The 25,007-nt window shown below is 42.3% G+C and carries 26 protein-coding genes; 1 reads left to right on the top strand and 25 read right to left on the bottom strand.

All coding sequences use genetic code 11. The features are described from left to right. Positions 1 to 6: 6 nt before the first annotated feature. From MHH56_RS08610 to MHH56_RS08530, 17 genes are all read right to left on the bottom strand, one after another. The gene (locus tag MHH56_RS08610) at positions 7 to 1,164 is read right to left on the bottom strand and encodes a polysaccharide pyruvyl transferase family protein (protein WP_339207739.1); all 1,158 of its coding nucleotides are present in this window, start codon (positions 1,162 to 1,164) and stop codon (positions 7 to 9) included. Between the two features lie 13 nt (positions 1,165 to 1,177). After that, the gene (locus tag MHH56_RS08605) at positions 1,178 to 2,212 is read right to left on the bottom strand and encodes a glycosyltransferase (RefSeq protein WP_339207737.1); all 1,035 of its coding nucleotides are present in this window, start codon (positions 2,210 to 2,212) and stop codon (positions 1,178 to 1,180) included. Then, entirely contained in the window at positions 2,209 to 3,426 is a 1,218-nt protein-coding gene (locus tag MHH56_RS08600) for a glycosyltransferase (protein ID WP_339207735.1), read from the bottom strand. The genes MHH56_RS08605 and MHH56_RS08600 overlap by 4 nt, the downstream gene beginning before the upstream one ends. Then, positions 3,423 to 4,637 carry a nucleotidyltransferase family protein gene (locus tag MHH56_RS08595; protein WP_339207734.1) on the bottom strand — a complete coding sequence of 405 codons (1,215 nt, stop codon included), beginning with the start codon at positions 4,635 to 4,637 and terminating at the stop codon, positions 3,423 to 3,425. Before MHH56_RS08595 ends, MHH56_RS08600 begins: the two co-directional genes overlap by 4 nt. A 130-nt stretch (positions 4,638 to 4,767) precedes the next feature. Next, complete coding sequence (locus MHH56_RS08590) at positions 4,768 to 5,958, bottom strand: aminotransferase class I/II-fold pyridoxal phosphate-dependent enzyme (protein ID WP_339207733.1); 1,191 nt, start codon at positions 5,956 to 5,958, stop codon at positions 4,768 to 4,770. Further along, complete coding sequence (locus tag MHH56_RS08585; protein WP_339207731.1) at positions 5,948 to 6,664, bottom strand: HAD family hydrolase; 717 nt, start codon at positions 6,662 to 6,664, stop codon at positions 5,948 to 5,950. Before MHH56_RS08585 ends, MHH56_RS08590 begins: the two co-directional genes overlap by 11 nt. Beyond that, positions 6,654 to 7,646 (bottom strand): ATP-grasp domain-containing protein, encoded by a 993-nt coding sequence (locus tag MHH56_RS08580; RefSeq protein WP_339207729.1) that lies wholly within the window; start codon positions 7,644 to 7,646, stop codon positions 6,654 to 6,656. Before MHH56_RS08580 ends, MHH56_RS08585 begins: the two co-directional genes overlap by 11 nt. Next, a complete protein-coding gene (locus MHH56_RS08575) occupies positions 7,636 to 8,244 on the bottom strand; it encodes a sugar transferase (protein ID WP_339207728.1) in 609 nt (202 codons plus the stop codon). The genes MHH56_RS08580 and MHH56_RS08575 overlap by 11 nt, the downstream gene beginning before the upstream one ends. Before the next feature lie 33 nt (positions 8,245 to 8,277). Beyond that, the gene (locus tag MHH56_RS08570) at positions 8,278 to 9,018 is read right to left on the bottom strand and encodes a glycosyltransferase (RefSeq protein ID WP_339207726.1); all 741 of its coding nucleotides are present in this window, start codon (positions 9,016 to 9,018) and stop codon (positions 8,278 to 8,280) included. 13 nt (positions 9,019 to 9,031) lie between these two features. Beyond that, a complete protein-coding gene (locus MHH56_RS08565; protein ID WP_339207725.1) occupies positions 9,032 to 10,105 on the bottom strand; it encodes an EpsG family protein in 1,074 nt (357 codons plus the stop codon). Continuing rightward, positions 10,086 to 11,009, bottom strand: coding sequence for a glycosyltransferase family A protein (locus MHH56_RS08560; protein WP_339207723.1), 924 nt, complete (start codon positions 11,007 to 11,009; stop codon positions 10,086 to 10,088). The genes MHH56_RS08565 and MHH56_RS08560 overlap by 20 nt, the downstream gene beginning before the upstream one ends. A 29-nt stretch (positions 11,010 to 11,038) precedes the next feature. Continuing rightward, a complete protein-coding gene (locus tag MHH56_RS08555) occupies positions 11,039 to 12,202 on the bottom strand; it encodes a glycosyltransferase family 4 protein (protein WP_339207722.1) in 1,164 nt (387 codons plus the stop codon). Between the two features lie 23 nt (positions 12,203 to 12,225). Next, positions 12,226 to 13,107 (bottom strand): UTP--glucose-1-phosphate uridylyltransferase GalU, encoded by an 882-nt coding sequence (gene galU / locus MHH56_RS08550; RefSeq protein ID WP_076267867.1) that lies wholly within the window; start codon positions 13,105 to 13,107, stop codon positions 12,226 to 12,228. 25 nt (positions 13,108 to 13,132) lie between these two features. Continuing rightward, positions 13,133 to 14,959 (bottom strand): nucleoside-diphosphate sugar epimerase/dehydratase, encoded by a 1,827-nt coding sequence (locus MHH56_RS08545; RefSeq protein WP_339207721.1) that lies wholly within the window; start codon positions 14,957 to 14,959, stop codon positions 13,133 to 13,135. A 354-nt stretch (positions 14,960 to 15,313) separates the two neighbouring features. Continuing rightward, on the bottom strand, positions 15,314 to 15,970 hold the full coding sequence (locus tag MHH56_RS08540; RefSeq protein ID WP_339207719.1) for a CpsD/CapB family tyrosine-protein kinase: 657 nt from the start codon (positions 15,968 to 15,970) through the stop codon (positions 15,314 to 15,316). Then, positions 15,960 to 16,712, bottom strand: a complete 753-nt coding sequence (locus tag MHH56_RS08535; protein ID WP_339207718.1) for a Wzz/FepE/Etk N-terminal domain-containing protein — start codon at positions 16,710 to 16,712, stop codon at positions 15,960 to 15,962. Before MHH56_RS08535 ends, MHH56_RS08540 begins: the two co-directional genes overlap by 11 nt. A gap of 100 nt (positions 16,713 to 16,812) precedes the next feature. Continuing rightward, positions 16,813 to 17,223: a helix-turn-helix domain-containing protein gene (locus MHH56_RS08530; protein ID WP_076267870.1), complete on the bottom strand. Its 411-nt coding sequence runs from the start codon at positions 17,221 to 17,223 to the stop codon at positions 16,813 to 16,815. A gap of 210 nt (positions 17,224 to 17,433) precedes the next feature. Here MHH56_RS08530 and MHH56_RS08525 point away from each other — a divergent pair, with 210 nt between their 5' ends. Next, positions 17,434 to 18,315: an aminoglycoside phosphotransferase family protein gene (locus MHH56_RS08525; RefSeq protein WP_339207716.1), complete on the top strand. Its 882-nt coding sequence runs from the start codon at positions 17,434 to 17,436 to the stop codon at positions 18,313 to 18,315. A gap of 189 nt (positions 18,316 to 18,504) precedes the next feature. Here the strand turns inward: MHH56_RS08525 and MHH56_RS08520 are convergent, their stop codons facing one another. From MHH56_RS08520 to MHH56_RS08485, 8 genes are all read right to left on the bottom strand, one after another. Beyond that, positions 18,505 to 19,371, bottom strand: coding sequence for a 5'-3' exonuclease H3TH domain-containing protein (locus MHH56_RS08520; protein ID WP_339207715.1), 867 nt, complete (start codon positions 19,369 to 19,371; stop codon positions 18,505 to 18,507). 43 nt (positions 19,372 to 19,414) lie between these two features. After that, on the bottom strand, positions 19,415 to 20,620 hold the full coding sequence (locus tag MHH56_RS08515; protein ID WP_339207714.1) for an aminotransferase class I/II-fold pyridoxal phosphate-dependent enzyme: 1,206 nt from the start codon (positions 20,618 to 20,620) through the stop codon (positions 19,415 to 19,417). Positions 20,621 to 20,628: 8 nt separating this feature from the next. After that, a complete protein-coding gene (locus MHH56_RS08510) occupies positions 20,629 to 21,009 on the bottom strand; it encodes an arsenate reductase family protein (protein WP_076267876.1) in 381 nt (126 codons plus the stop codon). A gap of 38 nt (positions 21,010 to 21,047) precedes the next feature. Further along, positions 21,048 to 22,007, bottom strand: coding sequence for an RluA family pseudouridine synthase (locus tag MHH56_RS08505; protein ID WP_339207712.1), 960 nt, complete (start codon positions 22,005 to 22,007; stop codon positions 21,048 to 21,050). Continuing rightward, positions 22,004 to 22,576, bottom strand: coding sequence for a cob(I)yrinic acid a,c-diamide adenosyltransferase (locus MHH56_RS08500; protein ID WP_339207711.1), 573 nt, complete (start codon positions 22,574 to 22,576; stop codon positions 22,004 to 22,006). The genes MHH56_RS08505 and MHH56_RS08500 overlap by 4 nt, the downstream gene beginning before the upstream one ends. Before the next feature lie 95 nt (positions 22,577 to 22,671). Then, entirely contained in the window at positions 22,672 to 23,892 is a 1,221-nt protein-coding gene (locus tag MHH56_RS08495) for an aminotransferase class I/II-fold pyridoxal phosphate-dependent enzyme (RefSeq protein WP_339207710.1), read from the bottom strand. A gap of 16 nt (positions 23,893 to 23,908) precedes the next feature. Next, entirely contained in the window at positions 23,909 to 24,400 is a 492-nt protein-coding gene (locus MHH56_RS08490; protein ID WP_076267879.1) for an Lrp/AsnC family transcriptional regulator, read from the bottom strand. A gap of 198 nt (positions 24,401 to 24,598) precedes the next feature. Then, positions 24,599 to 24,994: a spore coat protein gene (locus MHH56_RS08485; protein WP_339207709.1), complete on the bottom strand. Its 396-nt coding sequence runs from the start codon at positions 24,992 to 24,994 to the stop codon at positions 24,599 to 24,601. Between the last annotated feature and the right edge of the window lie 13 nt (positions 24,995 to 25,007).

Here is a 25,007-nt window from a genome sequence, read left to right as displayed (position 1 = left end):
TTCACCTCATGCTAATTCGCTTAGATAATTTGCTGCTTTATAAGACATTTTCTTAATTTCAGGAATTGCTTGTTTAAGTCTATTTTTCAGTTCTATCTCTTCTCTAACCATTTCATCAAATTTCCCAATCAAACGATGGCTATCCGAAATTTCTTCGATGCCTAAAACGAGCTTTTCTTCTCCAAAAATATCGCGAGCGATGCCTTTTGATTTAACACTGTAGCCAAGCACCATCGTTGGTACGTAATTGGAGTATGCTGCAATCGTTGCATGAGTCCTTGCACCAATGAAAAATCTCATCCTAGCAATATACCCTTTATATTGAATAGCTGTTAGGTTGTCTGGCAAAAGCACCACTCTCCCAGTGTGCTTATAAGTTTCGTAGTAGCTGCTAAGCACCTCGTAATCATTATTACCTTGAATAATGACATGTGGGGTTAAAGCGATCGTCATGTCTGTTGTTTTCAAAATATGCTGAATCAGCTCATCAACTGCAGCTTGAGACTGCTTATTTCTCTTCCACACTAATGGACTAAAGTTTAGTCCCAGCGTATTTCCCTCCTGCCAGCCATTAGGGAGTGCAAGCTCTTCCTTCTCCATTGTGAAGGCAGGATCAGCACACAACTTCACGTTCCTAAGTCCCTTGCTGACCAGCATATTGTAGGTTAGCGACTCTCGCGAAAGAATCAAATCAAAAAGCTTTAAATCTTCTAATTTTCTTGGAGACATATCTTCTTCTCCGATCGAGCATCCCCAAAGAACCAATTTCTTACCTTGAGCTTTAACGCGCTTATCTATTTCATACCAGCCTGGCTGCTCGCCGTAGCAATAATTATCACCACCGATAGATAGACAAACATCCATATCTTTTATTTTTTCAATAATATTATGATGAATGACTCCAAGTGCATAAGACTCATCTTGAAACAGCTTTATTTTTAGAGAAGATAGTAACCAATCATATGAGTATCTTTTTATGGAACGTGTAGAACCATCATAAATGCCGTCCAGCTTGGAAATCACCGTATCAGTTTCCGGCTGCGATGAGGCTAAATATACTTTAGCACCTCCTATTTTCTCCTTTAAAATGGCTGTTGATGAACGAACAATCGCTTCACACCCTCGATTGAGACTGCTCTCATGGGCAAACATCATAATCTTCATAATAAATCCCCCGCTACTTCTTATTTCTGAATCTGCTGTAGGACGTAAGACAATACAAGCCTAATATCGATTGCTTATTCATTAGATGAAGAATTAGTTTCTGATAGCGTCCGAGTACAAGCTCCATTTCCTTCTTGTAAACAGGCAATGCATTTCTTACATCATCATTTGCTATCATTTTACGAACATAGCTAAACTGTTTATTAATGCTTAGATCTTCTGTTGGCCTTAAGTAAATATGGATATATGCCATTACACTATGTATTAATTTAATCGACTTCAGTTGTTTAATCGTGTTTCGGTCTAATATTTTCGCATAATATACTGGAGGGTCAGATACAAAAACCTCCAATGCTCTCTGAAAATAATCCTTTTGAATCACATTTCTAGTTGCACTTCCGCTGACTTCACGGTAATGATAGCCGGCATAATCGAGATATTTCATACTGACCGCAAAACTGAAAAATATCATATTAAACATGCCATCTTCACCGAGAGCTACTCGTTCAGGAAAACGTATAGCATGCTCTTTAATTAATGCATTTCTGTAGAGCTTATTGCATGCTGTATTCAACGTTTCTGTTTTCAGAAAAGCGGGTAAAACCTCTTTTTGAATAAATTCTGTTGTTAGTACTATATCTGTCGGGAAAGAATATCTCGTTATAACATGGGCGCCTTCAATCTCACTCTCGAAATTGGATAACACGACATCACAATTGTCCTGAACAGCTGATGTATAGAGTCGTTTATACATATCTGGATCAATGTAATCATCAGCGTCGACAAATCCGATAAATTGTCCCTTTGCAGCCTCTAAACCAACATTACGTGCAATACTGACACCTTGGTTTTGTTGTTGAATGAGGCTAATACGTGATTCTAAGTTTTGATAGCTTTCTATAATAGCTGCGCTGTTATCCGTAGACCCATCATCTATAAATATGAGCTCAACTTCTTTAATTGTCTGAGACAGCAGGGAATCAATACATTCCCTTAAATAAGGTTCTGCATTGAATACAGGTACAATTATGCTTACCTTTACGTTCACCTACTGCTCCTCCCTCCAGTCGAGATGAGATCATACAGCTTCTCCATCTCATTTCCATTACTATAATCTGTCTGTACGCAGTTTGCGGCCAGTCTCTCTCTGAGCGTTGTATCATGAAATAACTTTTCAATACCTGTCGCAATGCCTAAAATCGACAAGTCCGTAATGTATCCATCTACCTCATGCTGAACTTGGCTCGGAGCTGTTGGATAATTCGTAATGACAATCGGTTTACCAAGAATTTTGGCTTCCGTCACTGTAACCGCTTTGCCTTCATACCTAGATGGTTGTATATACAAATCGCATTTGTTCATATAGGGATATGGATTGGTTTGCTTCCCCAGTAAAACAAACTGATCTTCAAGTTTGTTTTCAGCGATAAGCGCTCTAAGCATTGCTTCATCATCACCATAACCAACGACATACCAAACCATATTGTTATAGCCTCTATCTACAAGCTGCTTAAATGCCATTATTGCCTGGTCAAACCCTTTTGGATGACACAATCTGCCTACAGAAAGCAGCTTGAACCTCGAATCATTATCCATTGGATTACCTAACACTTCTTCCTTTGCCAATGCTCTGACAAAATCAGGAGAAATCATATTTTCTATAACTTTTACTTTATTTTTTAAAGACTTATAACTTACTAGAAATGAATCTCTGCATGCGTCCGAAACCGCGATTATGTAGTCAAATTTATCCCACATCTTCAAATCCTGCTGACGATTGGTTACAACTGTCGAATAATCGGTATGAATCCAAGCTACCTTCTTTTCCGCCCTCACCTTATCAGCTACATAGTAATGCGGCCATAAGTAACTTATTGCAACGTCGTATTGCTTGTTACATTCAGGCAGAAAAGGAAGAGCATACTTCCACATAAGCTGCATCTGGAAATAGCCCATTTCAGGTATTCCTTTAACTTTGCTTATTGCGGCCGAATGCACTTTAGCAAGTAAGCGCGAGGCGCTTATCCTCAGCTGTTTTTCCTTGATTGTTTCATTGATTGATTTACGAAATGTCGCATATTGAGGAATCTCACGGAGTAAATTAGGTTTATCTGACAGCAAACTCATAAAATCCCCTTTATGTCGGTACAGCATAAGATCAATATCATATAGGCTATAATCGAATTCATCCAACATACCGGCAAGGCTTCTTTCTACCCCTCCAACCTCCATATCATAGGAGGCAATCAATACATTTCTCATCTCGTTCTCCTATTCAATAGCAGCTTTTTCTCGCGGCGCCTTTTCAACATTCGCCAACCCCATATAAGTGGACGAAGCGGAAAATAAAGAAAGTGCAGCGGTTTAGGCAGCGGAAGCGTTTTTGCATCTTCTGGGTAGGGATAAAGAAAACTCGCTATAAAAAAAAACTTTTGTCTCGTTGTAAGTAGCCCAAACAAATATTTTTTATGATAGCGATCTACTTCCTCCGGTATGGGCGGAGTATGTAAGTTTATGATTCGATGAACATAATACATTGCGTCCTCTGCTGACCATTCTGCCTTTCTGTCCGTTATTAGCGGCTTCATTTCTTCACGTAAGGGAGTTGCCATTAATCTAGCTACTAATAGAAGCGCTTGCCCCCCGATATGAGCAAATTGATGCTTCCTCAGCAAACGAATTAATTTCGGCCAATCTACTTTTTGATTTACTAGTTGTTTAATATCTAGCAGCCAACGAAGTCTGGACCAACCATGGCGAGCGCCGTGGGAAACGAGAAACATAAATAAATCTTCTCTACCGAGATAATAGATTGGTCTTGAAATGAGTGAGCTCTGTCTTCTACGCTCCCATAAATCATCAAATTTCGGTTCCTTTGCAGGTGCAGGATTAAGTCGCCAATGAACCTCAACCTTGATCGCTTTGCCTGGATGAACAAAGGCCGTATGATGATGACGCCATTTCCAGTCATTTAAGACCGATTCGATATAATCGTCTTTTACATACCCAAGCGATACGAGTAGGGCTTCAGCACGTTCTAGATCCTTGATTGGAATTAGGAAATCCAGATCACATGATGTACGAAGTGATACGTCTCCATATAAGTCAGCAGCAATGACTGGCCCTTTAAGAAAGAGCGAACGAATGCCGTTCTCAGAGAACATCTTAGCCAGCTGTTCCATCTCTCCGCTGAGTGCCAACATCTGCAGAGTGTTGCGATAATAGTCGCGATGAAACATTTGAGTTACAAAAGTAGGGATATCGGTTGATTTCATTTTTTGCAGCTTGAGATTGAGAGTGGGAAAAACACGATGATGTCTTGCTAACTCTATAAATTTGTCCCAATCCGTCTTATGGAGCAGCTCCTGTATATCAAAAGTTATTTTAGCTCCATGATCCATAACAAGGATCGAAAGAAGCAGTCTCAATTCGTCAGACAGTTCTTCCTTTTGGAGTGAGACGTCGTTATTCATGAATTTCTCCTTCATATTGATGAACTCACAGCGAACAAAAATCTTGTTTTTGTTCTATAAAACGAACACAAGTACAGATTATCACCTCTACAGTCGGTTGTCAATCTATTTACCGCCTGACACTGTGAAATTATGAAACATTAACATTGCTATGTTGATAGGAAATAGACGCTTCAGCATATACTGATTGAATACAATTGATCACTCGCAATTGTTCGTCCTCCGACATACTGGAACCTGAAGGTAAACAAATACCTGTTTCAAATAACTGCTCCGACACGTTAATGCCTTCTTCATGCGAGTAATAAGTGTTTTCTTTGAATAAAGGCTGCAAGTGCAACGGTTTCCATACATGACGCGCTTCAATCTTCGCTTTACCAAATGCCTCTAGTAAATAATGTACGGAAATACCTGATTCTTGCAAATTCAAGGTTATCGTAGTTAGCCATCTATTTGATCTGGTGTTCTCTAACTCAGGCATAAACTGAAGCCCTGGTAAGTGGCCCAATTCTCTTTTATAACGGTCAAAAATGTTTCTCCTCGCTATTACTCTTTCGTCCAGAACTTCTAACTGCGCTCTTCCTACACCAGCAAGCAGGTTGCTTAATCGGTAATTATAACCCATATCACTATGCTGATAATGAGGAGCTGCGTCTCTCGCTTGCGTTGCCAAAAACCGTGCTCTTCGCAGCACTTCTTCATCATCCGATACCAACATTCCGCCACCCGATGTAGTTATTATTTTGTTGCCGTTAAAAGAGTAAATGCCAAATTTTCCGAATGAGCCGCTCTTTTTCCCCTTATAACTTGATCCAAGAGACTCCGCGGAATCTTCAATGATAGGAACCTCATATTGATTGCATAAAGCGATAATCTCTTCCATTTTGGCACTTTGCCCATACAGATGAACAACGATAACTGCTTTTGGCAAATTCCCTTCCTGATTAGCCTTCTCTAAAGCTCGCTGCAGCGCTTGTGGTGACATATTCCATGTGTCAAACTCCGAATCGATAAATACTGGTTCGGCTCCAACGTACAAAATCGGATTAGCACTCGCTACAAAAGTTAAGCTTGAGCAAAATACAAAATCGCCTTTCTTGACATGCAGCAAACGAAGCGCCAAATGAATCGCTGCCGTTCCGGAGCTTACTGCAACAGCATCTTTAACACCAGCATATGCTGCCATTTCTTTCTCAAAGGCATCAACATGTGGACCGAGCGGTGCTATCCAATTCGTAGCGAATGCTTCGTGTATATATTTTTGTTCATTTCCACTCATATGTGGCGGGGAAAGATAAATAAACTTTGGCTCAGCTAACATGAACAGATTCACCATCCTTAATAAACATATGTTTGCAAGCGTAAAGATCAGGAAGCTTTCTTAAACTATCAATACGGTAATGTGCCTCATACTCCGGCGTAACATTAGTGTTTGCGTATTCGCCATTTCCCCTTTGAATATGGACGGTGGTCCATCCCAGCTGCTTCGCGGTTACGAAGTCCTTTTTCGCATTATCTCCAACATACATGCATTGATTGTGATCGATTTGCAGTTTCCTGCTGACCTCTTCGTATACTAATGGGCTTGGCTTCCAATTTTCTCTGCCGTATTCATCTGACAAAACAATGACTTCAAATCTGTCTGCGAGCTTTAAAGCGTGAACCTTTTGCTGTTGAGCATTAAGATATCCGTCAGAAATAAGAGCTAATTTGACCTCTGATGATAGATGCTCCAGCACCCACTTCGCGTCTTCTGCCAAATGAATGTATGGTATATGAGTTCGATAACAGTTGATTAATATTTTTATAGTAGAATCCTCATACTTTACTCCAAGCTGATCAAGAACCTTATTAAAAATGAACTCTCTTATTCCGGAATGAAATAATTTAAGCGCTGATTCAAAAAAACCAGTTACACCAAATTGTTCAATAACGTACTGATCTACAGCTTTAAATCCACTTATGACATACTGCCTCTCTTCATACAATGTATCATCCATATCAAACACTATAGCCTTAATGGTCATAGGAAATATCCTTTGTAAAAATGGCCTCATCATATCGAAGCATCGTCAGTTGATCGCACCAGCTATTATCCTGTCCCTCATCAAGTGTTTCCCCGCGACCCAGCCTAATGGTCCACAATGGAAAATCTGCGCCTGCTTCAATAGCTAGTGGAACGCCTCCACCAAAACGAGGATTGATTTCTATAAAAGTAATCTCGCCGTTTGCTTGTTTAAAGCATTGCAGGGTTATGCATCCTACTGGACCTGGCAATGCGCGTACGACATGCTCGGCTGCATTTATGACATCCTGATTTTTCATCGTAATCCCTTTGCTTACTTCTCCTGCTCTTGTTTCGAGCCGAAGTCTAGGCACAATCGTTTTTATATTACCGAAGAAATCCACCATGACATCGATGGTATACTCCTCGCCGGTTACAAACTCTTGAATCATCGCATTAGGTATGTACTCTTTAAAAAAATGGAGCTCCTTCTCATTTTTAATTTTCGTGACGCCTTGGCTGGAGCTGCCGTTTCTTGGTTTAATCATTAACGGAAACTGATAGTTTTTTTCGTGAATCTCATCTTCGCTGTATACTTTAGGCGTCCGAATATCGTTCTCAGAGAAAAACCGATAGGTTTTCTCTTTATCAAACGTAATTTCATTTAATTCACTGCTGGATAAAAGCAATTTCACACCTATTTCTTCAAATAACGAACGATTAGCAGCTAGCAGAACGAGCTCTGAATCAATTAATGGAATGAGTAGATGAATATTTTCGTCCACGCAGATCGCAAGAAGTGTCTCCAAGTAATGCTGTTCAACTACTCTAGGGACTAATACATGCCGATCACTCATAAAGGCTGTTGGCGCAGTAGTCTTAACATCAGCAGTTACAATTTTCCCATTAATACCGTGAAGCGCGTAAGCCTCTTTAAATTTCTTGATGAGTGATACTCTTCTACCCGAGCTTGTAAATAAAAGATTCAATTCATTAGCCTTCATGATTCGAGACACTCCCTTTAAACATTGGCATCGTTGCATGATTTGCATTACTTATCCCTTCCGGACGGACAACCTTTAAGAACGTTTGAAACAGAATTTTCAAATCAAGCATAATGCTCCAATTCTCTACATACCAAACATCCAGCGCAAACTTCTCTTCCCATGAAATTGCGTTTCTTCCATTAATTTGAGCCCAGCCGGTTATACCTGGCCTTACTTGATGCCGCCTTGCTTGTTCCTCTGTGTATAATGGTAAATACTCCATAAGAAGCGGTCTTGGACCAACAAGACTTAAATCGCCCCTTACTACATTAATAAGTTGAAGCAATTCATCAAGACTAAACTTCCGTAAGAAGCTCCCGAAAGGAGTCAACCTTATGTGATCCGGCAGCAACTGACCGAGGCTGTCCTTCTCATCTGTCATCGTTCTAAATTTGTAAACAACAAAAGGGGCACCGTTGAGTCCTGGACGCTGCTGCTTATACACAATTGGTGTTCCTAGCTTAACGCGTACCAATATTGCAGTAATTCCAATGATTGGAAGCATAATGAGTAAGATTATACTCGAAACAAAAATATCAAATAATCGCTTTGTCATAGATAGGTGCTCCCGTAGCTCGTTTAACTGCTCTTAGTTTGAAGATAGCAGCTTTCGCATTTTTGAAATAACGCTCGGACCGACAACTCGGCTTGCTACTCTTTTCAGTTTGCTGTTCATACGAACATGAATGGGCAGCCACGATTTTGCAAAATGGTGAATCGTAAAACTATTTCCTGTTATGTAGTTTCCTCCATTAATGTAGTCATAAGGACTGAAAAAGGTTCTTGGATAAAAGGTCACACCATTTGGTAACACTTGAAATTCTCCGTTCAAAATCAATCCATCTTTTTTACTGAGTTCCGTAATGACAGACGTATTAGTTGTCATGTCAAAATTGCCCCCAGGCAGTAAAAAACTTCTTCTGGCATAATCTATGAGCAGCTCCTTTATCCATGGATGCCCTTTGACCGCCCCCATCGTGGCTGACTGAAGATAAGTTTCATCTTCAAACCCAGAAAAGGCCTCATGTTGAAGAAAAGAATCAAGTGGCTTGAGTACCTCAACATCCGTATCCACATAAATTCCTCCGAGATGAAATAATGCATGTAGTCGCACATAATCACTTACAAATGCATATTTCCCAGCTACATAAGCCTCTTTCACATAACGGTTTGAGTTGAGATCAAAATTATCCTCATTCCACTCAATTATGGTGTAATCGCTAAGATGCTTTTGCCAACTATCCATGCATTTTTGAATTTTTTTTGATTTCTCTCCACGCCCAAACCAACAGTAATGCAGTATACGAGGGATTTTTTCGATGTCTCCCACAACCGTACCTCCCTTAAAATGGCCACATTAAATATTTACTTGTATAACGAATATCCAATATAAGAACATTCTCGAAATAGAAGTAAATGAAATATAAAACAAGGATAGTTATATACATAAACTTCTGATCTTTAGGACGAAATAATTTAACTAGCCAGCCTAAAAGAATAATTTGATATAAACAAAAATAGAGGCTCATTCTCGCGAAAATCCAATTTTGCGTAGAAATAATCATAAGCACAAAACCAATCATCGTAAGATTAACGATGACGTCGCTCTTTGGAAAAAGCTGTCTAAGCTTCTCTCTGCCAAAGAAAGCGATTAAGAGTGGCACTGCAAGTACAATAACTCGAAGATAGTTAGCTCCGCCTTGATTAAAGCTCTCATATTTTCCATATTGCGTGTTCTTAATAGTGGCAAATAAAAGCTCAGAAAACTGTTGAAAGCCTATGACGACCAAGACAGCTAACAACAATAAAAAAAAAGTCATTCCAGTCCAAGCCTTACGTCGAACGATAAAGTATAACGGGATCATAACTAAAGCACTTTGATGTAAAAAGGATGCGAAGAGAACAACCAGCATAAATGTTTTCCATTTGCCATCTAAAAGAGATTTAGTAGCTGCAAATATGATTGCAGCAGCTAGAAATTGTCTGACGCCATTCATAGAAACGATAAAGGCTCCAGAAGTAATATAGATATATAAACTAAGATCCAATAATCTAGAATACTTGTAGAGAACGATAACAATTAATATGTTTGTAAAAAACGCTGTTACAAATATTAATATTTGTGGATCATCTGAGATTTGTTTCAGCAGCATTTGCAAAATATTGAATCCTACATCCTTGCGTTGAATAATAGCATTCCAGCTGAAATCTTCAACCTCATAAGCATGCATATAAAAAAAAGTATCTCCGATGTTGTTTCTCAAACCGGCTACAATCGCGAGTGTTAATGCAGCACCTGCTGCTAATAGCTTATTGGGCTGAATAATGGACGATCCTACACTTGTCGAAGTAGCGAAATAACGTGCAAATAAAGCACAAAGAAATACGACCAGTAAGCTAAGCCATAGGATATTCATTTATTTTTCCTTTTTGAGAGATAATCCCTCTTGTTTTAAATGAGATATAGAAGTAAAGAAGCAGACCCAGTGGAATTGCTAAAATCGAAAGCCCTTTATTAGGAACTTCTTTTAACCAATTTTTATTTTTGGAAATTAAACTGCTTGAAATATAATGAATAGCTTGACGATAGCGAAACGCTAAACTGCTAAATGGCAACTTCATTAGTTCCACACGATAGAAAGCAAATCCCTTAGGATTTCTACGATACTGAGTCAGCATATTTCTTGTTGAACCATCAGGCATGTATTCAACGACGCACAAAATCTCGTGGAGAATAAGCAGCTCATAACTTTTATCCAAAAGAAGATATTTCCAGTTTAATCCTACATACTTCTCACCCTCGAAGAGCGGATATGGGTTTTCTCTCATTAGCGATGTACGATATACTAGCTTTTTATCACCGGCTACCCCATGCTTATAATATAAATCGTATAAAGTAGAACTCTTCAAATGCTTAGGTAACTCCGTCCCTATAATCTGCCCGTTTTTATAACAATCAAGGGCAATAAATCCACAGTATTTATCATTTCGGTGTTCCTCCCAAAATGATTCGATAATTTCTACGGCATTATCAGTTAAGTAATCATCCGAATCGATACACACATTAAGCTCCGTTTCCATATGCTCATATGCTGTATTATGGGCTCCATGCATACCTTGATTCTGCTGTTTAAAATATCGAATTGGCACTAAATCTTCCTTAATCCAATCATTGACGAGTACCTCAGTATTATCTGTTGAACCATCATCAATGATAAGCCATTCGAAATTTTTCGATGTTTGACGCTGCATGCTTTCATACAATTGATGTAAACAATAGGCTCGATTATATGATGGCGTAAATACAGTTAATAATTTCATTTGGCACCTCTTTTACACTAAGGATTACGTTATTGAACTGCTAATTGTAATACCCCTAAGTTATCTTTTGGCTGTTCCATCCATGGCTTATAAATTTCACTTAGTTCATGCGCTACTTGCGGTAATGAATATTTTTTTACAATATCTGCGCTGGTAGCCCCCATCCGCTGCCTCAGCTCCAGCGATTCACTCAGCTTCCTTAACCGGTCAGCAAATAACTCCATATCGGTCGGCTCCAGCACGAATCCATTCTCGCCATCTATAACGAGCTCTGAATGCCCTCTATTCCGCGTGGCAACAATGGGCAGCCCGCAGGCCATTGCCTCCATTAAATTGACGGGCAATCCCTCACGCAGACTGGATGCTACTGCGACGTCGCACATGGGCAGCAGCCGGTCGATATCTGTCCGATAGCCAAGAAAATGGACCATCGATCCAACACCTAAACGCTCCGCCAGAGCCTGACTTTCCTCAAGCAAAGGCCCTTTACCAGCCAGCAGCAGCCGGCCATGCGGTACCGCCTCTTTAATAGCGGCCAACGCGTGAATGAGCAGCTGATGGTTTTTGTTTCGGTTAAATTCAGCAGCATAAAACATAAGGAAGTCGTCCGTGCGATAATCGAGCTCCTGACGCAATCGCCATTTATCAAGCTTTTGCAAAGGCTTAAAATGTGTTGTATTTACGCCAACACCATGAACATGAGCAATCCGCTTTGCTTTAAATTTTTTGGTGACAGCGAGCTGATAATCCTCTGTATTGATTGTAATTAAGCAGTCCGTCATGCTGGATAGTCTCTTCTCAATTGGATAATAAAGCATCCAGTTCAGGAGCGAGCCACCTTTGCAGAAATGAAAACCATGCGCGGTATAAATAACTTTTGTTCCTTGTTTTCTCGCCGGCTGTGCCGCGAGTCTTGAAAGCACGCCGCCCATTGGCGTATGGCAATGAATGATATTATAATCCTGCTGCTGAATAATTGCCTTCAGCTCTCGGTATGCTTTGACATTGTTGGAATGGAACGGTGAGCGCTCAATGGAAATATTAAACTTCCGGTCAACAAAAGGGAGCTCCAGCTCGCCCTTTGCGGCGATATGGACCTCCCAGCCTTGCTGCTTAAACCATTCGAGAACAGGCATATGAAATGCCTTGAAATGATAATCAACCGTTGCGCAAAATAAAATTTTATTTGGCATGCTTCTACCATCCTATACTAGAATTATTTTCTAGCAGATTCTCTTTCAACCATTTGCGATAAATAGTTTAACAGCTCATAACGCAAATCCTCACGCTGAAGAGCAAATTCAATCGTCGTCTGGATAAAGCCCATTTTCTCGCCAACATCATGACGTTTTCCTTCGAATTCATAAGCATATACGGCTTCCATTAGGTTTAAAGCAGCGATCGCATCGGTCAGTTGTATTTCTCCGCCCGCTCCAGGCGATTGATTGCCGAGAATGTCGAAGATCGCCGGGTTCAAAATATACCTGCCCATAATCGCCATATTCGATGGCGCCAGCTCCTTGGACGGCTTCTCGACCAAATGTCTAACCCGGTGGAAGGATTCCTCCATAAGAGTGCCATCTACAATTCCGTAGCGAGATACGGCTTCATCCGCCACACGCTGCACACCGATAATCGAGGTATGATACTCATCATATTTTTCGATCATCTGCTTAATACAAGGCTTCTCCGCTGAGATAATATCATCCCCAAGCAGTACGGCAAACGGCTCATCGCCAATAAATTTGCGAGCGCACCATATGGCATGCCCAAGCCCCTTCGGCTCCTTTTGGCGAATATAATGAATGTCCACCATATCCGCTGATTTGCGCACTTCACTTAATAAATCGTATTTATGTTTGGCAGTCAAAATTTGCTCCAGCTCAAGCGAGTTATCAAAATGATCCTCGATTGCCCGTTTTCCTTTACCCGTTACAATAATAATGTCCTCGATGCCTGATTCAATCGCTTCTTCCACAATATATTGAATAGTTGGCTTATCGACGATTGGCAGCATTTCTTTTGGCATCGCTTTTGTTGCTGGGAGAAACCTTGTACCCAGACCAGCAGCTGGTATGATCGCTTTTCTAACCTTCATAACTTTTATGCAACTCCTTCGTTTTTTAACCTGTTACTGATGCAAATCCAGGAAGCTCTACGACATTATTCGCTAGATCCAGCAGCCTTGTACGCAATTCTGCTTTGCTCATTCCCCCGTGCAGGGCAATAATTTCTTCAATATGTTCAAAATAAATCTCGGATGATTTGCCTATGTAGATTTTTGGATAAACCTGCTTTTCATTGATTTCATCATCCTTAAGCATTTCTTCGAATAGCTTCTCGCCTGGGCGAATTCCTGTGTACTCAATTCCGATTTCCTCGACCGAGTAGCCCGACATCCGAATGACATTTTGTGCAAGATCGGTAATATTAACGGGATCACCCATATCGAGGACGAAGATTTCACCGCCTCTGGCAAGTGCACCAGCTTGAATGACTAACCTTGAAGCTTCAGGAATGGTCATAAAATAGCGAACCATGTCCGGATGTGTAACCGTTACGGGTCCCCCCTTCTCTATTTGCTTCTTGAACAGCGGGATAACGCTGCCGCGGCTGCCCAAAACATTGCCGAATCTTACCGCTACAAATTTGGTATTGCTGAACCGGTCCATATGCTGAATGACCATCTCCGCAATCCTTTTGGTCGCGCCCATAACGCTGGTTGGATTAACCGCCTTATCGGTCGATACCATGACAAACGTATCCACGCGAGCTTGGCTGGCTGCTCTTGCCGCATTCAAGGTTCCCATTACGTTATTTTTGAACGCTTCCTCTGGATTTCTCTCCATCAGTGGAACATGCTTATGTGCTGCTGCATGATAAACGACCTGCGGACGATGAGCTTGCATAACGGCCAGCATTTTATTTGCGTCTTGCATATCGGCGATTTCTGTCACAAATTCTATTTTTGTATGTCCGTAAAGCTCTTTCAGCTCCATCTCAATGGAATAGATGCTGTTCTCTCCATGTCCAAGCAAAATAAGTTTCTCCGGTAAAAACCTCGAAACCTGCCTGCACACCTCGGATCCAATCGAGCCCCCAGCGCCTGTTACCATAACGACTTTTTGGGTAACGTAACCTGAAATACTCTCAATATCGAGCTCTACAGGCTCACGCCCTAATAAATCCTCAACCTGAACATCACGAAATTGACTTACCGACACTCTGCCCGTAGCCAAATCCTCAAGCATAGGAATGATTTGTGTTTTTGCTTTCGTTTTAGCGCATTCGCTAAAAATCGTGTTGAGCTGTTTTTTGCTCAGTGAGGGTATCGCAATAACGATATTGTTAATCTCATAATCAAGCGCCACCTTCGCAATGCTTTCAACTCCGCCCAACACCGGAATACCCATAATATCTAGATTATGTTTGTTTACATCGTCATCTATGAACGCAGTTGGCAATAGCTCCATATCATTGTTGCTAAGGAGCTGACGGGCAAGCATCGTACCCGCAGAGCCAGCACCAACAATTAACGTGCTTTTACGCAATCCAGCATTTTTCTGATAGCTGCCACGGAAAATTCTCCAGCATAACCTCGAACCTCCGATTAACAGCATATGAATCATCCAGGTCACGGCCAGCAGCCTGAAAAACACATCCTGCATCACAATTTGCTGAATAATCGCTGCTGCAAAGATCGAGAAGGAAACGGCCTTTGTAATAATCAATAGCTCCCCTACACTCGCATATTCCCATGCCTTCTTATACAAATTGTAGTAGAAGGAAAAGAAATGATGGCTTAACAGCAAAGTAATCGAGCTGATTACAATGGGTGCAGTCACCACATCAAGTGAAGCACTTAGCAATAACCTGCTAAAAAAAATGGCGGTAAAAACGATAATGGAGTCGATTAAAATCAATAAAGACAATCTTTGTCGATACGTCAAAGAACATTCACCCTTTCTTCAGATATAGAAAAAACAAACGAAATGATTGGCTTAAGAGAATCAAGCTTAATATCTCTGCTACACTCTTAGAGTGTTTAACTAAAAGGCTTTATACAAAACCATTTAGTTAAAGACTCTAAAATCGAGTCTAGGGGCATCGAACCCCGCCTCACACCACACTCTTGACGACTCGCGTCTAAGGTTTTTTTGCAACCCACAGTATGGCCGAGTGCCTCCATTGATAACGGTGAGGAGACATTACCGAATGAAATTGCCTTTACAAACACTTAACGTGCTTTATAAAGAACATTAGTCCGTAAAAAAAGCGCTATCCGATTGATATCATCAAACGCTCTACTTATTTAGTATGACACCCAATATATTAGCTTTTGCAAACAACAAGGCACGTTTCGCTTCCAGTGCATGCTCCTGCTGTGTTTTCCCATGTTTTAAAAGCAAGAGTACGCCGTCACATTTACTTACCAGCGCATTCGTATCCGGAACGCCAAGAACCGGCGGGCAATCCAGCAGAACCATGTCATAATGCTCATCTGCAAATGCCATTACATCTACCATCAGCTGTGAATCGAGCAGTTCTGTCGAATTATAGAGGCGCTGCCCGCTTGGCAAAATATCGAGTCCTTCGACCTCCGTATTATAGATCGCTTCACGAATTTCGAGCTGCTGCCCTAAAACATTCGACAAGCCTGGCGATGTTTGCACATTAAAGATTTTGTTTATGATTGGATTGCGAAAATTTGCGTCGATGATCAGCACTCTATCGCCACGTTGTGCCATACAGACTGCTAAGTTGACTGCCGCTGTCGATTTCCCTTCGCCCTCTGAGGGCGAAGTAACCAGTAAAGAACGCACCTTGCCGCCGCTCGCTGCATAATGAATATTGTTTCGAATGGTTCGATATTGCTCCGAAACGATGCCATGCGGATTAATATAAGCGAGTAAGCTTTTGTTTACATAAGACTTTGACACCTTTTGCCGTTCACGAACCAATCGTCTCACCTCTTACAGAAATGCTTTTTTGTTTTTTCAAACGACTGCTAGCATAATCTTTTCGTTTAATTTTATTAACTTGACCAAGCATCGTTAGGCCGAGCAGCTCTTCCACTTCTCGTTCTGATTTGATAGAATCATCGAGTGAATCTAGCAGGAATACTAACCCTACGCTCAAAATCATGCCAAGCAAGAAGGCAATGTACACGATACGATTGCTTTTTTCATTAATCGGGAAAGGATTTTCTTCTGCCTTCGTCAACAATCTGATGCTCGTAATTCCAAGCACTTCCGATGCTACTTGCCTGTAGGTTTCCACTGCTGTATTCGCGATCTCAGCTGCAAGCCTTGGATCGGTATCCATAACAGAAACTACGGTAACAAGTGAGGCATCTACACTGTCTACTCTAATTTGGCTTCGTAATGCTGCTGCCGAAAGATTAAGACCGAGCTTTTCAATTACCTGATCCAAAACGATTGGCTCTCTGAACAATACCCTCACTGTGCCCATCATATCCGAGGAAGCAGCCACGATCATCCGCGTGTTTGATACATACATTGGCGTTTCAGGCTTTGAATTAAAGAAGCCAGCAGCGACTGTAAAGAGAATAGTAATGACCATGACTATCCACAGACGTTTTTTCACCGTGAGAAATAACGCTTTGAGATTTATTTCTTTAATCTTTACTCTGTCTTGATCATGATGCGATGCTTGTGAATCCTCCAGCCGTTTACCTTCCATTTGCACACCTGCTTACTATGTTTGTTATAAAGAACAATAACACAATATTAGTTCTTTATATAGAACATGTCAATACACTTTCCCGACTTTTTATTCCATGTCAGTTATCGATATGAAGAATAATAATATTTGATGATTTCTTTTTGTCAGCAGAGTAGACATTCGTCTCCGTTCTGCTTTCCTTCCACATATTTGAACGGATCAAGTCTTTTAGTGCTTGGAAATCACCCTTGCTCATACCTTCATCAACCGCATTTTTAATAATGACTCGCCATTCCTCATCCAACGTTTCATCCATATGAATCTTTGGTAAATGCTCTTCTCCGAGTAAATATTCAATGTTTGAGTCTAGTGGAGCTGCTATTTTTGCCATTACCTGAAGAGATGGGTTATTCTGCATATTGCGTTCAATGTAGCTCAAGTAGGACTTGGATACGCCCGCTAGGTCAGCAAGCTTCGTGATCGAGTAGCCCTTTTTTTCCCGTAGACTTTTAATCCGTTCCCCTATCATAATATTCTCCTTCGGCCAGTTTAGATCTAAACGTAAAGCTGAACAAAAACAACACAAACTAACACTTTATAACAGACAATATGTATATTTTAGTTCTTTAATGAGAACAGGTCAATAGCATTCCATTTTTTTCTATGCAAAGAAGCAGCAAAGATGTACAATTTTTGCAAAAGCAGAAGCTGTAAATATTTATTGAAAGGGAGATTATTTATGATATATTCGCTTAAATCGATAGACTGGATAGCGAAAAATGACCTTATCGATCATCTATTGCAACAAGAAGATAACTTAGCCATTTCTACAATGGATCAAGGTTTTGAAGCTGAGGTGGTTAAGGTCACTTTGGAGCAAACAAGCTATGTATTAAAAATATGGAACAAGGACTCCAGGCCTGATGTTAGTTTCCAGTTTCATTTATTGAATGCACTCTTTGACCGTGGATTATCCGTGTCGAAACCTATTGGCTGGGGGATGAACGCTAATGGCGAAAAGGTATTGTTCACATCGTTTGACGGAGCAGCCGTTAAGAAAGTAAATAAAAAGAAAATGTCCGATCTTGCGCTCCTACTAGCAAGTATCCATCAAACTCCAGTGGAAGAGCTCTTACATGTACAGCTTCCAAAGTATGACTTCATCGACTACTTTTATTCTGCCATAAAAGAACATCCCGATTTATTGCTCGCATTAACACATTTTTTGAGCATGACAGAGATGAATCAAGAACAAATGATACACGGTGATTTTCATTTAGCAAATATACTCGAAAATAATGGAAAGTATACCGTCATTGATTGGACCAATGGGCAGTTAGGTGACATAAGGTATGATTTTGCATGGTCGTTCGTTTTAAAGAGCATTTATGTGTCTGAACAGAATGCTTCTGCATTTCGTACTGCTTATCTAAAAACAAATCCAATTTCACAAAATGACGTTCAGCTTTTTGAAGCGATCGCATGCCTCAGATGGATATTGTACAGTAGGCATGAAAAAGTGCCAAAGGGGACAAATACCCGTGATACAATACTAAGCTTAATCACTAACAACCCTTACTTGAAAGAGCTGGATTTATACGATTTTTCAAAAAAGATATAAAATTTAGTTGCACAAGCCTTCACAAAACACGCAAACCAAGGCTGAACAAGACTATGCACAAACTTTTTTATTTCATGTACTATCTATTCCTTCCTCGTTCATTCAACCATAATTACCCATTTTTATGAACGTCAATAAAAAAAGATCTCCTCACTACGTTATATAACCGTAAGAGGAGATCCTTTTCATTTATCCAATAAGCGATATTAAGCTTTTAAATTCCAGCTCTTCAAATTTGAGCAATACGGTTTCGCGTTCATACGCCCAGCAGCAGCCATCAAGCTCTGCCGATACAGGCACATCACAGCGAATTGTCGCTAAATCACGGGACAGATGCAGCATATCAAGATCCGCTTCAATTTTCACTCGGATTGTTTTGGATACTGCCTCCAAATTAGCAAGCAAGCCCTCGATTGAACCATGCTCTTGAATAAGCTTATGAGCCGTTTTCTCCCCTATGCCTTTTACACCTGGGTAATTGTCCGCTGTATCTCCCATTAACCCTTTGATGTCGATAATTTGAATAGGCGTAAGTTGGCGTTCTTCCATTAGCGTTTCCGGCGTATACACCATGTAGCTCCCGATGCCCTTCTTCATAATCGCAACCGATACCCGGTCGTCCACCAGCTGAAGCATATCATGGTCACCCGTCACAACAAAAATTTGTGCTTGATCCTTAAGTGCAGCAGCAAGTGTTCCAATGCAGTCATCCGCCTCATATCCTGCGATCCCAATATTCGGCACACCGAAGCTGGCAACGACTTCTTTCACAAGATCAAACTGAGGAATTAGTTCCTCTGGCGCAGACGGACGATTGGATTTGTAACCATCATACTGCTCCGTACGAAATGTCGTGCTTCCCATATCCCAGCAGCATACGACATGTGTTGGATTAAACGTATTGATTGCATCCATGAAATACCGAACAAACCCATGTACTGCATTAACAGGTACGCCTGCACTTGTTTTACGAACGCTCCCTCCGAATGAAGTAGCGAAATAAGCCCGAAATAAGATTGCCATCCCATCAACCAAAAGTAAACGTTGTTCACTCATCGTTATAAAACCCCTCTCAAACATATCAAACTATTATTTATATTTATTGCCCACGAATAAATTTTCCAATCCGCTCCGCAGCTTCCTTCAACCGTTCTTCGCTTTCAACCAGCGCTATTCTTACATAACCTTCACCCTCGGAGCCAAAAGCTTCCCCAGGCACTACGACGACACCCGTTTGACGAAGCATTTCCTGGGAAATTCGCCTGGATGTCCACGGCTCGCTAAGCGACCACTGCATAGGAGGAAGCTGCGCCCAAACGAACATTGTTGCCCGAGGTGCAGCAACATCCCATCCTTCTGCACGAAGCGCTTCAAGGAACGTATTACGCCGCTGCTCATAAAGCTTTCCTGCCTTTGGCTTCTCTACATTTGCTATCGCTTCCTGAAGTGCAACAATTCCTGCCTCTTGAATAGGATCAAACACGCCGTAGTCAATATTCGCTTTCAGCTCGCGGAGAGCGGCGACTGCTGCTCTATTTCCAGCCAAAAAACCAATTCTGCAGCCAGCCATGTTGAAGCTTTTGGACAAAGAATGGAATTCAACCGCATGATCGATTGCACCCGGTACCTCTAGAATGCTTGGCGGCTCACAGCCTTCAAATCCCATCTCGGAATATGCAAGATCATGGACGACCAACACGTTATGACGCTTTGCTTTATCAATCAATCGCTCAAAAAAGGAGATATCCGCTATAGCAGAAATCGGGTTGTTCGGGTAATTGAGCAAAATAAACGTTGCCTGGTCCCACTCCGAATCCGGTATTGCCTCCAGATCGGGCATAAAGCCATTCTCCTCGCGCAGCGGCATCAATACAGACTCCACTCCCGCGAGCGCTAATGATGCAGCATAGATCGGATACCCCGGATTAGGCAGCAAAACGATATCGCCAGGATCACAAAGCGCCATAGCAAGATGGGCAAGACCGTCTTGTGAGCCAAGCAGTGTTACGATCTCGTCTCCGGCATCCAGCTCCACGTTAAATCGATGCTTCATCCATTTCGCTGCATGCTCTCGAAACGGCAAGCCGCTTTTGATTGCTGGATACGCGTACATATCACTGCGCAATGCCGCTTCACTAAGCGCCTGTCTAACGGCGGGCGAAGGCGGCTGATCCGGATTTCCGATGCCAAGATCAATAATATCAAGACCGCTTTCCACAGCTGACCGCTTCCACGCTGCAACTTCTGCAAATATGGATGATCCTAGCTGCGACAGCCTCTTGGAACGCCATTTGGTTTGTGACATACGTCCATTCACCCTTTTCCATTGTTCCAAACTTGTTCGTATTGTTCTTCCTTATATCCAACAGTAACCGTCTTGCCATCCGTCACGATAGGCCGTTTAATCAGCATACCATTCGAAGCAAGCAAGTCATATTTCTCATCTTCAGACATGTCAGCCAGCTTGTCCTTCAAACCAAGCTCCCTGTACACATCTCCAGATGTGTTAAAAAACTTTTTCAGCTCCAGACCGCTATTTTTTACAATCTCCTTCAGCTCTGCAGCTGTAGGTGTTTGCTCAACAATATTTCTGGATACGACATCATTGCCCTTATTTTGCAGCGATTTAAGCGCTGAGCGGCATGTACCGCATTTTGGATATTGAATGATAGTTAGTTCCTTTTGTTTCGTCATCCTCTTGTTTCCTCCAGCATTGGGCTGACTAGTCCCATTTATTTTGACAGACTTCGTTCTAATCGTTCTAGCTCAGGCGGCAAATCCGCACGCCATTCCATCCATTTTTTTGTAATTGGATGGGTAAAGCCCAGTATCTCGGCATGGAGTGCTTGACGACCGACTGCATCCTCCCACTCTTCCTCCACACCTTGCTGAGTACCATACATTTTATCTCCGATAAGCGGGCAGCCGATATGCTTCATATGAACGCGAATTTGATGCGTCCGTCCCGTTTCGAGCTTTAAGCGCACAGCCGCTGCGGCAGGCTTGTCCGAAGTAGAGTCATAATGTGCAATCGTCTCATAATGCGTAATAGACGGATAACCCTTCGGCGTGACGATGCGAACATGCGGCTGGTCTGGGTCACGGTCAATCGGCGCATCCACCGTTCCCGCAGCTGGTGCAGGGCAGCCATAAACATATGCACGGTACAGCTTTAAAATACCGTTTGCCTGCATTTGCTCCGAAAGCTGTTGATGTACATAGGAGGTTTTTGCAATAGCGACAAGTCCGGATGTTTCTTCATCAAGGCGGTGGACAGGACGGAAACGCACCTTCTCTCCCGCCTCTTGCCAATGGTAGACGATACCATTAGCAAGCGTCCCCGTGTAATGTCCATGAGTCGGATGAACGATCATCCCAGCTGGTTTATTTACGATTAGCAGATCCTCATCCTCGAATACGATCTGTACCGGAATAGGCTGCGGCAAAATATCTTCGGAAATTTCTCGCTCCATGCGTACGCGAATGATATCGCCCGCTGCAACAGGAGCTGTCGTATAGGCACGAATCTCGTTAACAGTCAGTCCATGCTCCGTTTGCTTTACTTGCGAGAGGAGCTTGCGTGATACGCCCAGTTGCCGCTCCAGCACCCGCCGGACGGTCATTCCATGCTCTGCCTCGCTAACCGCAGCCACTAGCGGGCGATAATATAATAATTCTAGTCTATCCATCATTTTTTCGGCTTCCGAAATACTTCTGCGCTGCGTACATATTCCGTATCTGATACGCCAAGCTTCGCATTTGCAACTCTAGCAGCGGCGAAGAAAAAATCGGACAATCGATTCAAATACGTTTGTACATCGGCATTAATCGAATGCTCCGCTGCAAGTGTTACAACGCGGCGCTCTGCACGGCGGCATACCGTTCGGCATACATGCAGAACTGCAGAAACAGAGCTTCCTCCCGGCAAAATAAACCTCGTGATTTCCGGTGCCTCTGCCGTATATTGGTCAATCCATTCTTCCAGACGTTTAGACGGCTCTGCCGATATTTTTAGAGGCGCGCCTTCAACGGCGTAAGCAAGATCTGAGCCGCAGTCAAACAACTCCTGCTGAATATCAACGAGCCAAGCTGCCATTTCTGCCAGCTCTTCATGTTTGGCAGCTTCCGCCGCTGCCTGACCTACAAAACAATTCAATTCGTCTATGGTACCATATGCCTCAACACGAACATCATCCTTGCGCACGCGGCCGCCAATTAAAGATGTCTGACCGCTATCGCCCGTTCTTGTGTATAGTTTCATCGGCCTTGCCTCCTCTTTTTTCAACCATTACTCTCTATTCATGCAAACAGCAGGTCGGATAAGCTCCTGACCTGCTGTTTATTAAAGGCGCTAAATTAGCCTTCTTGCTTCAAGCGATGTACAAAGCCGCCTATTCGATCAAGCGCTTCGGTCAGATTCGTGACAGAAGTTGCATAGGAACAGCGAAGATGGCCTTCGCCTCCGAGACCGAATACATCTCCCGGAACAGCTGCAACATTCGCTTCGTCGAGCAGACGCTGCGCAAACTCCTCACTTGATAAGCCAGTCGATACGATCGATGGGAATGCATAAAATGCACCCTGCGGCTCATGGCAATCGAGTCCGATTTCCCTGAATCCTTTTACGACAAGACGCCGGCGCTGATTATAAGCCTCCACCATGCGGTCCTTCTCTTCTAAGCCATGTTGAAGTGCTTCAAGCGCTGCATACTGCGCCATAATCGGCGCGCACATCACTGTATACTGATGAATTTTTAGCATAGCTGCAATAAGATCGGGATGGCCGCAAGCATAACCCATCCGCCAGCCTGTCATCGCGAAAGCTTTCGAGAAGCCGCTCACAAGAATGGTTCGATCCTTCATCCCCGGCATTGCTGCAAAGCTTACATGCTTGGAGCCGTAAGTAAGCTCCGCATAAATCTCATCGGAAATAACAATAAGATCATTCTCTTCCACTAGCTTTGCAATAGGCAGCCAGTCCTCATAGGTCATAGTTCCGCCAGTAGGGTTGCTTGGATAACATAAAATAAGTACTTTTGATTTTGGCGTTATAACGGCTTGAAGCGACTCTGCCTTCAGCTTAAATTCATCCTTGGCAAACGTTTCAATACCGACAGGTTTTCCACCGGTAAGTGCGGTTATTGGTGAATAGGAAATATAACATGGCTCAGGAATCAAGATTTCATCGCCTGGCGAAATAAACGCTCGAAGGGCAAGATCAATGGCTTCACTGCCGCCAACAGTTACTAAAATTTCGCTGGCAGGGTTGTAAGGTACGGCAAATTGATCATTTAAATACTGCCCAATGGCTTCGCGAAGCTCTGGCATACCTGCATTTGACGTGTATTGCGTTTTCCCCATTTCAAGCGCATATACAGCAGCTTCCCGAACATGCCATGGCGTCACAAAGTCCGGTTCCCCTACTCCTAATGTAATAACATCCTTGCGCGTACTGACCAAATCAAAAAACCGACGGATTCCCGACGGTTTGATGCCCCGAACGAGCGGTGACAAATAATCAGCCATCGATTGACGCTGCAAAGGTGTGGAGGGTTGTTTCTCTTCATCTTTAATCATTGCCATCACCCTTTTTTCACGGCGAAACCATCAACCGATGATCACCTTCATGCTCCTCGAAGATAATGCCGTCTTGTTTGTATTTTTTCAAAATAAAAAATGTTTTTGTCGATAATACCGCGTCAATAGGCGATAGTTTATTCGATACAAAAGAGGCGACCTCTTTCAACGTTTTTCCTTCAACCTCAACGAGCAAATCGTATGCTCCCGACATCAGGTAGACGGATTTTACTTCTGGATATAAATAAATGCGCTCAGCGATTCCTTCGAAACCGCGACCGCGTTCTGGTGTAATTTGTACCTCAATAAGTGCAGTTACCTTCTGGTCGTCAATCTTGCTCCAGTTTACGACTGTCGCATACTTCACGATAATATGGTCTTTCTCTAGCTCGGCGATGGCTTGCTTTACTTCCTCGGTTGTTACGGCTAACATGGTTGCGATCAAATCTGCATCCCTGCGCGCATCCTCCTGAAGCAGTTCAAGCACTTTCAACTGTAATTCGGTCATTGTATAACTCCTTCCAGTACAACTGCAATTATAAAGAATATTTTACAACGTTTTTGTTCCTTGCGCAATCAAAGCATAAAAGGCTGAAGCCTTTATTTTGGCGGCTTCAGCACTTCTCTCGGAGAAATATTAGCATGATATGTAAAAGCTGCTTCTGCTTCCTATTCCTTATAAAAAGGAAAGACCCCAAAGGGGTCTTTACATGTAATGCGTTTGTGAGCCTTGTTGATATTGGCCGGACTGCTGCATTTGCGGCGTATACATTGTTTGGTTTTGCTGTTGCCCAAGGTTTTGCTGTAAAAACTGGCTCGTTTTTTGTTTGGTTTGCTGATATTGCTTAGCCTGCTTGTCCAGCTCCTGACGCAGCGCAGGCGAGGATGTATTGTACATATTCGCTTGCTGCATCGCCGTAAACAGCTGGCCTTGCAGTGCCAACGTGCTGTCTGTCAATTTCGTAAACAGCTGGCGAATATCAGGACAAGTAGATTCTGTTGCTGCTGTTGCATATTCACGAACAACTCTTTTCAAATCGCTAAGGATCGTGCCTGCCAAATCTTCCTCAGTCAATATCGATTGCTTTTGTTGTTGCTGCATTATGATTGACCTC

The organism is Paenibacillus sp. FSL K6-3182, assembly GCF_037976325.1.
GTDB lineage: Bacteria > Bacillota > Bacilli > Paenibacillales > Paenibacillaceae > Pristimantibacillus.
Note: the sequence above shows the minus strand (reverse complement) of the source record. Positions and strands in the feature narration are given on the sequence as shown.

Bases quoted from the DNA above. Each gene is read 5' to 3' on its own strand.
- MHH56_RS08525 (WP_339207716.1), top strand. From the start codon at position 17,434: ATGATATATTCGCTTAAATCGATAGACTGGATAGCGAAAAATGACCTT.
- MHH56_RS08510 (WP_076267876.1), bottom strand. From the start codon at position 21,009: ATGACGAAACAAAAGGAACTAACTATCATTCAATATCCAAAATGCGGT.
- MHH56_RS08530 (WP_076267870.1), bottom strand. From the start codon at position 17,223: ATGATAGGGGAACGGATTAAAAGTCTACGGGAAAAAAAGGGCTACTCG.
- galU (WP_076267867.1), bottom strand. From the start codon at position 13,107: ATGAAGGTTAGAAAAGCGATCATACCAGCTGCTGGTCTGGGTACAAGG.
- MHH56_RS08520 (WP_339207715.1), bottom strand. From the start codon at position 19,371: ATGAGTGAACAACGTTTACTTTTGGTTGATGGGATGGCAATCTTATTT.
- MHH56_RS08580 (WP_339207729.1), bottom strand. From the start codon at position 7,646: ATGAAGGCTAATGAATTGAATCTTTTATTTACAAGCTCGGGTAGAAGA.
- MHH56_RS08505 (WP_339207712.1), bottom strand. From the start codon at position 22,007: ATGATGGATAGACTAGAATTATTATATTATCGCCCGCTAGTGGCTGCG.
- MHH56_RS08495 (WP_339207710.1), bottom strand. From the start codon at position 23,892: ATGATTAAAGATGAAGAGAAACAACCCTCCACACCTTTGCAGCGTCAA.
- MHH56_RS08600 (WP_339207735.1), bottom strand. From the start codon at position 3,426: ATGAGAAATGTATTGATTGCCTCCTATGATATGGAGGTTGGAGGGGTA.
- MHH56_RS08485 (WP_339207709.1), bottom strand. From the start codon at position 24,994: ATGCAGCAACAACAAAAGCAATCGATATTGACTGAGGAAGATTTGGCA.
- MHH56_RS08590 (WP_339207733.1), bottom strand. From the start codon at position 5,958: ATGTTAGCTGAGCCAAAGTTTATTTATCTTTCCCCGCCACATATGAGT.
- MHH56_RS08515 (WP_339207714.1), bottom strand. From the start codon at position 20,620: ATGTCACAAACCAAATGGCGTTCCAAGAGGCTGTCGCAGCTAGGATCA.
- MHH56_RS08560 (WP_339207723.1), bottom strand. From the start codon at position 11,009: ATGAAATTATTAACTGTATTTACGCCATCATATAATCGAGCCTATTGT.
- MHH56_RS08585 (WP_339207731.1), bottom strand. From the start codon at position 6,664: ATGACCATTAAGGCTATAGTGTTTGATATGGATGATACATTGTATGAA.
- MHH56_RS08595 (WP_339207734.1), bottom strand. From the start codon at position 4,637: ATGAATAACGACGTCTCACTCCAAAAGGAAGAACTGTCTGACGAATTG.
- MHH56_RS08575 (WP_339207728.1), bottom strand. From the start codon at position 8,244: ATGACAAAGCGATTATTTGATATTTTTGTTTCGAGTATAATCTTACTC.
- MHH56_RS08535 (WP_339207718.1), bottom strand. From the start codon at position 16,712: ATGGAAGGTAAACGGCTGGAGGATTCACAAGCATCGCATCATGATCAA.
- MHH56_RS08490 (WP_076267879.1), bottom strand. From the start codon at position 24,400: ATGACCGAATTACAGTTGAAAGTGCTTGAACTGCTTCAGGAGGATGCG.
- MHH56_RS08500 (WP_339207711.1), bottom strand. From the start codon at position 22,576: ATGAAACTATACACAAGAACGGGCGATAGCGGTCAGACATCTTTAATT.
- MHH56_RS08565 (WP_339207725.1), bottom strand. From the start codon at position 10,105: ATGAATATCCTATGGCTTAGCTTACTGGTCGTATTTCTTTGTGCTTTA.
- MHH56_RS08555 (WP_339207722.1), bottom strand. From the start codon at position 12,202: ATGCCAAATAAAATTTTATTTTGCGCAACGGTTGATTATCATTTCAAG.
- MHH56_RS08610 (WP_339207739.1), bottom strand. From the start codon at position 1,164: ATGAAGATTATGATGTTTGCCCATGAGAGCAGTCTCAATCGAGGGTGT.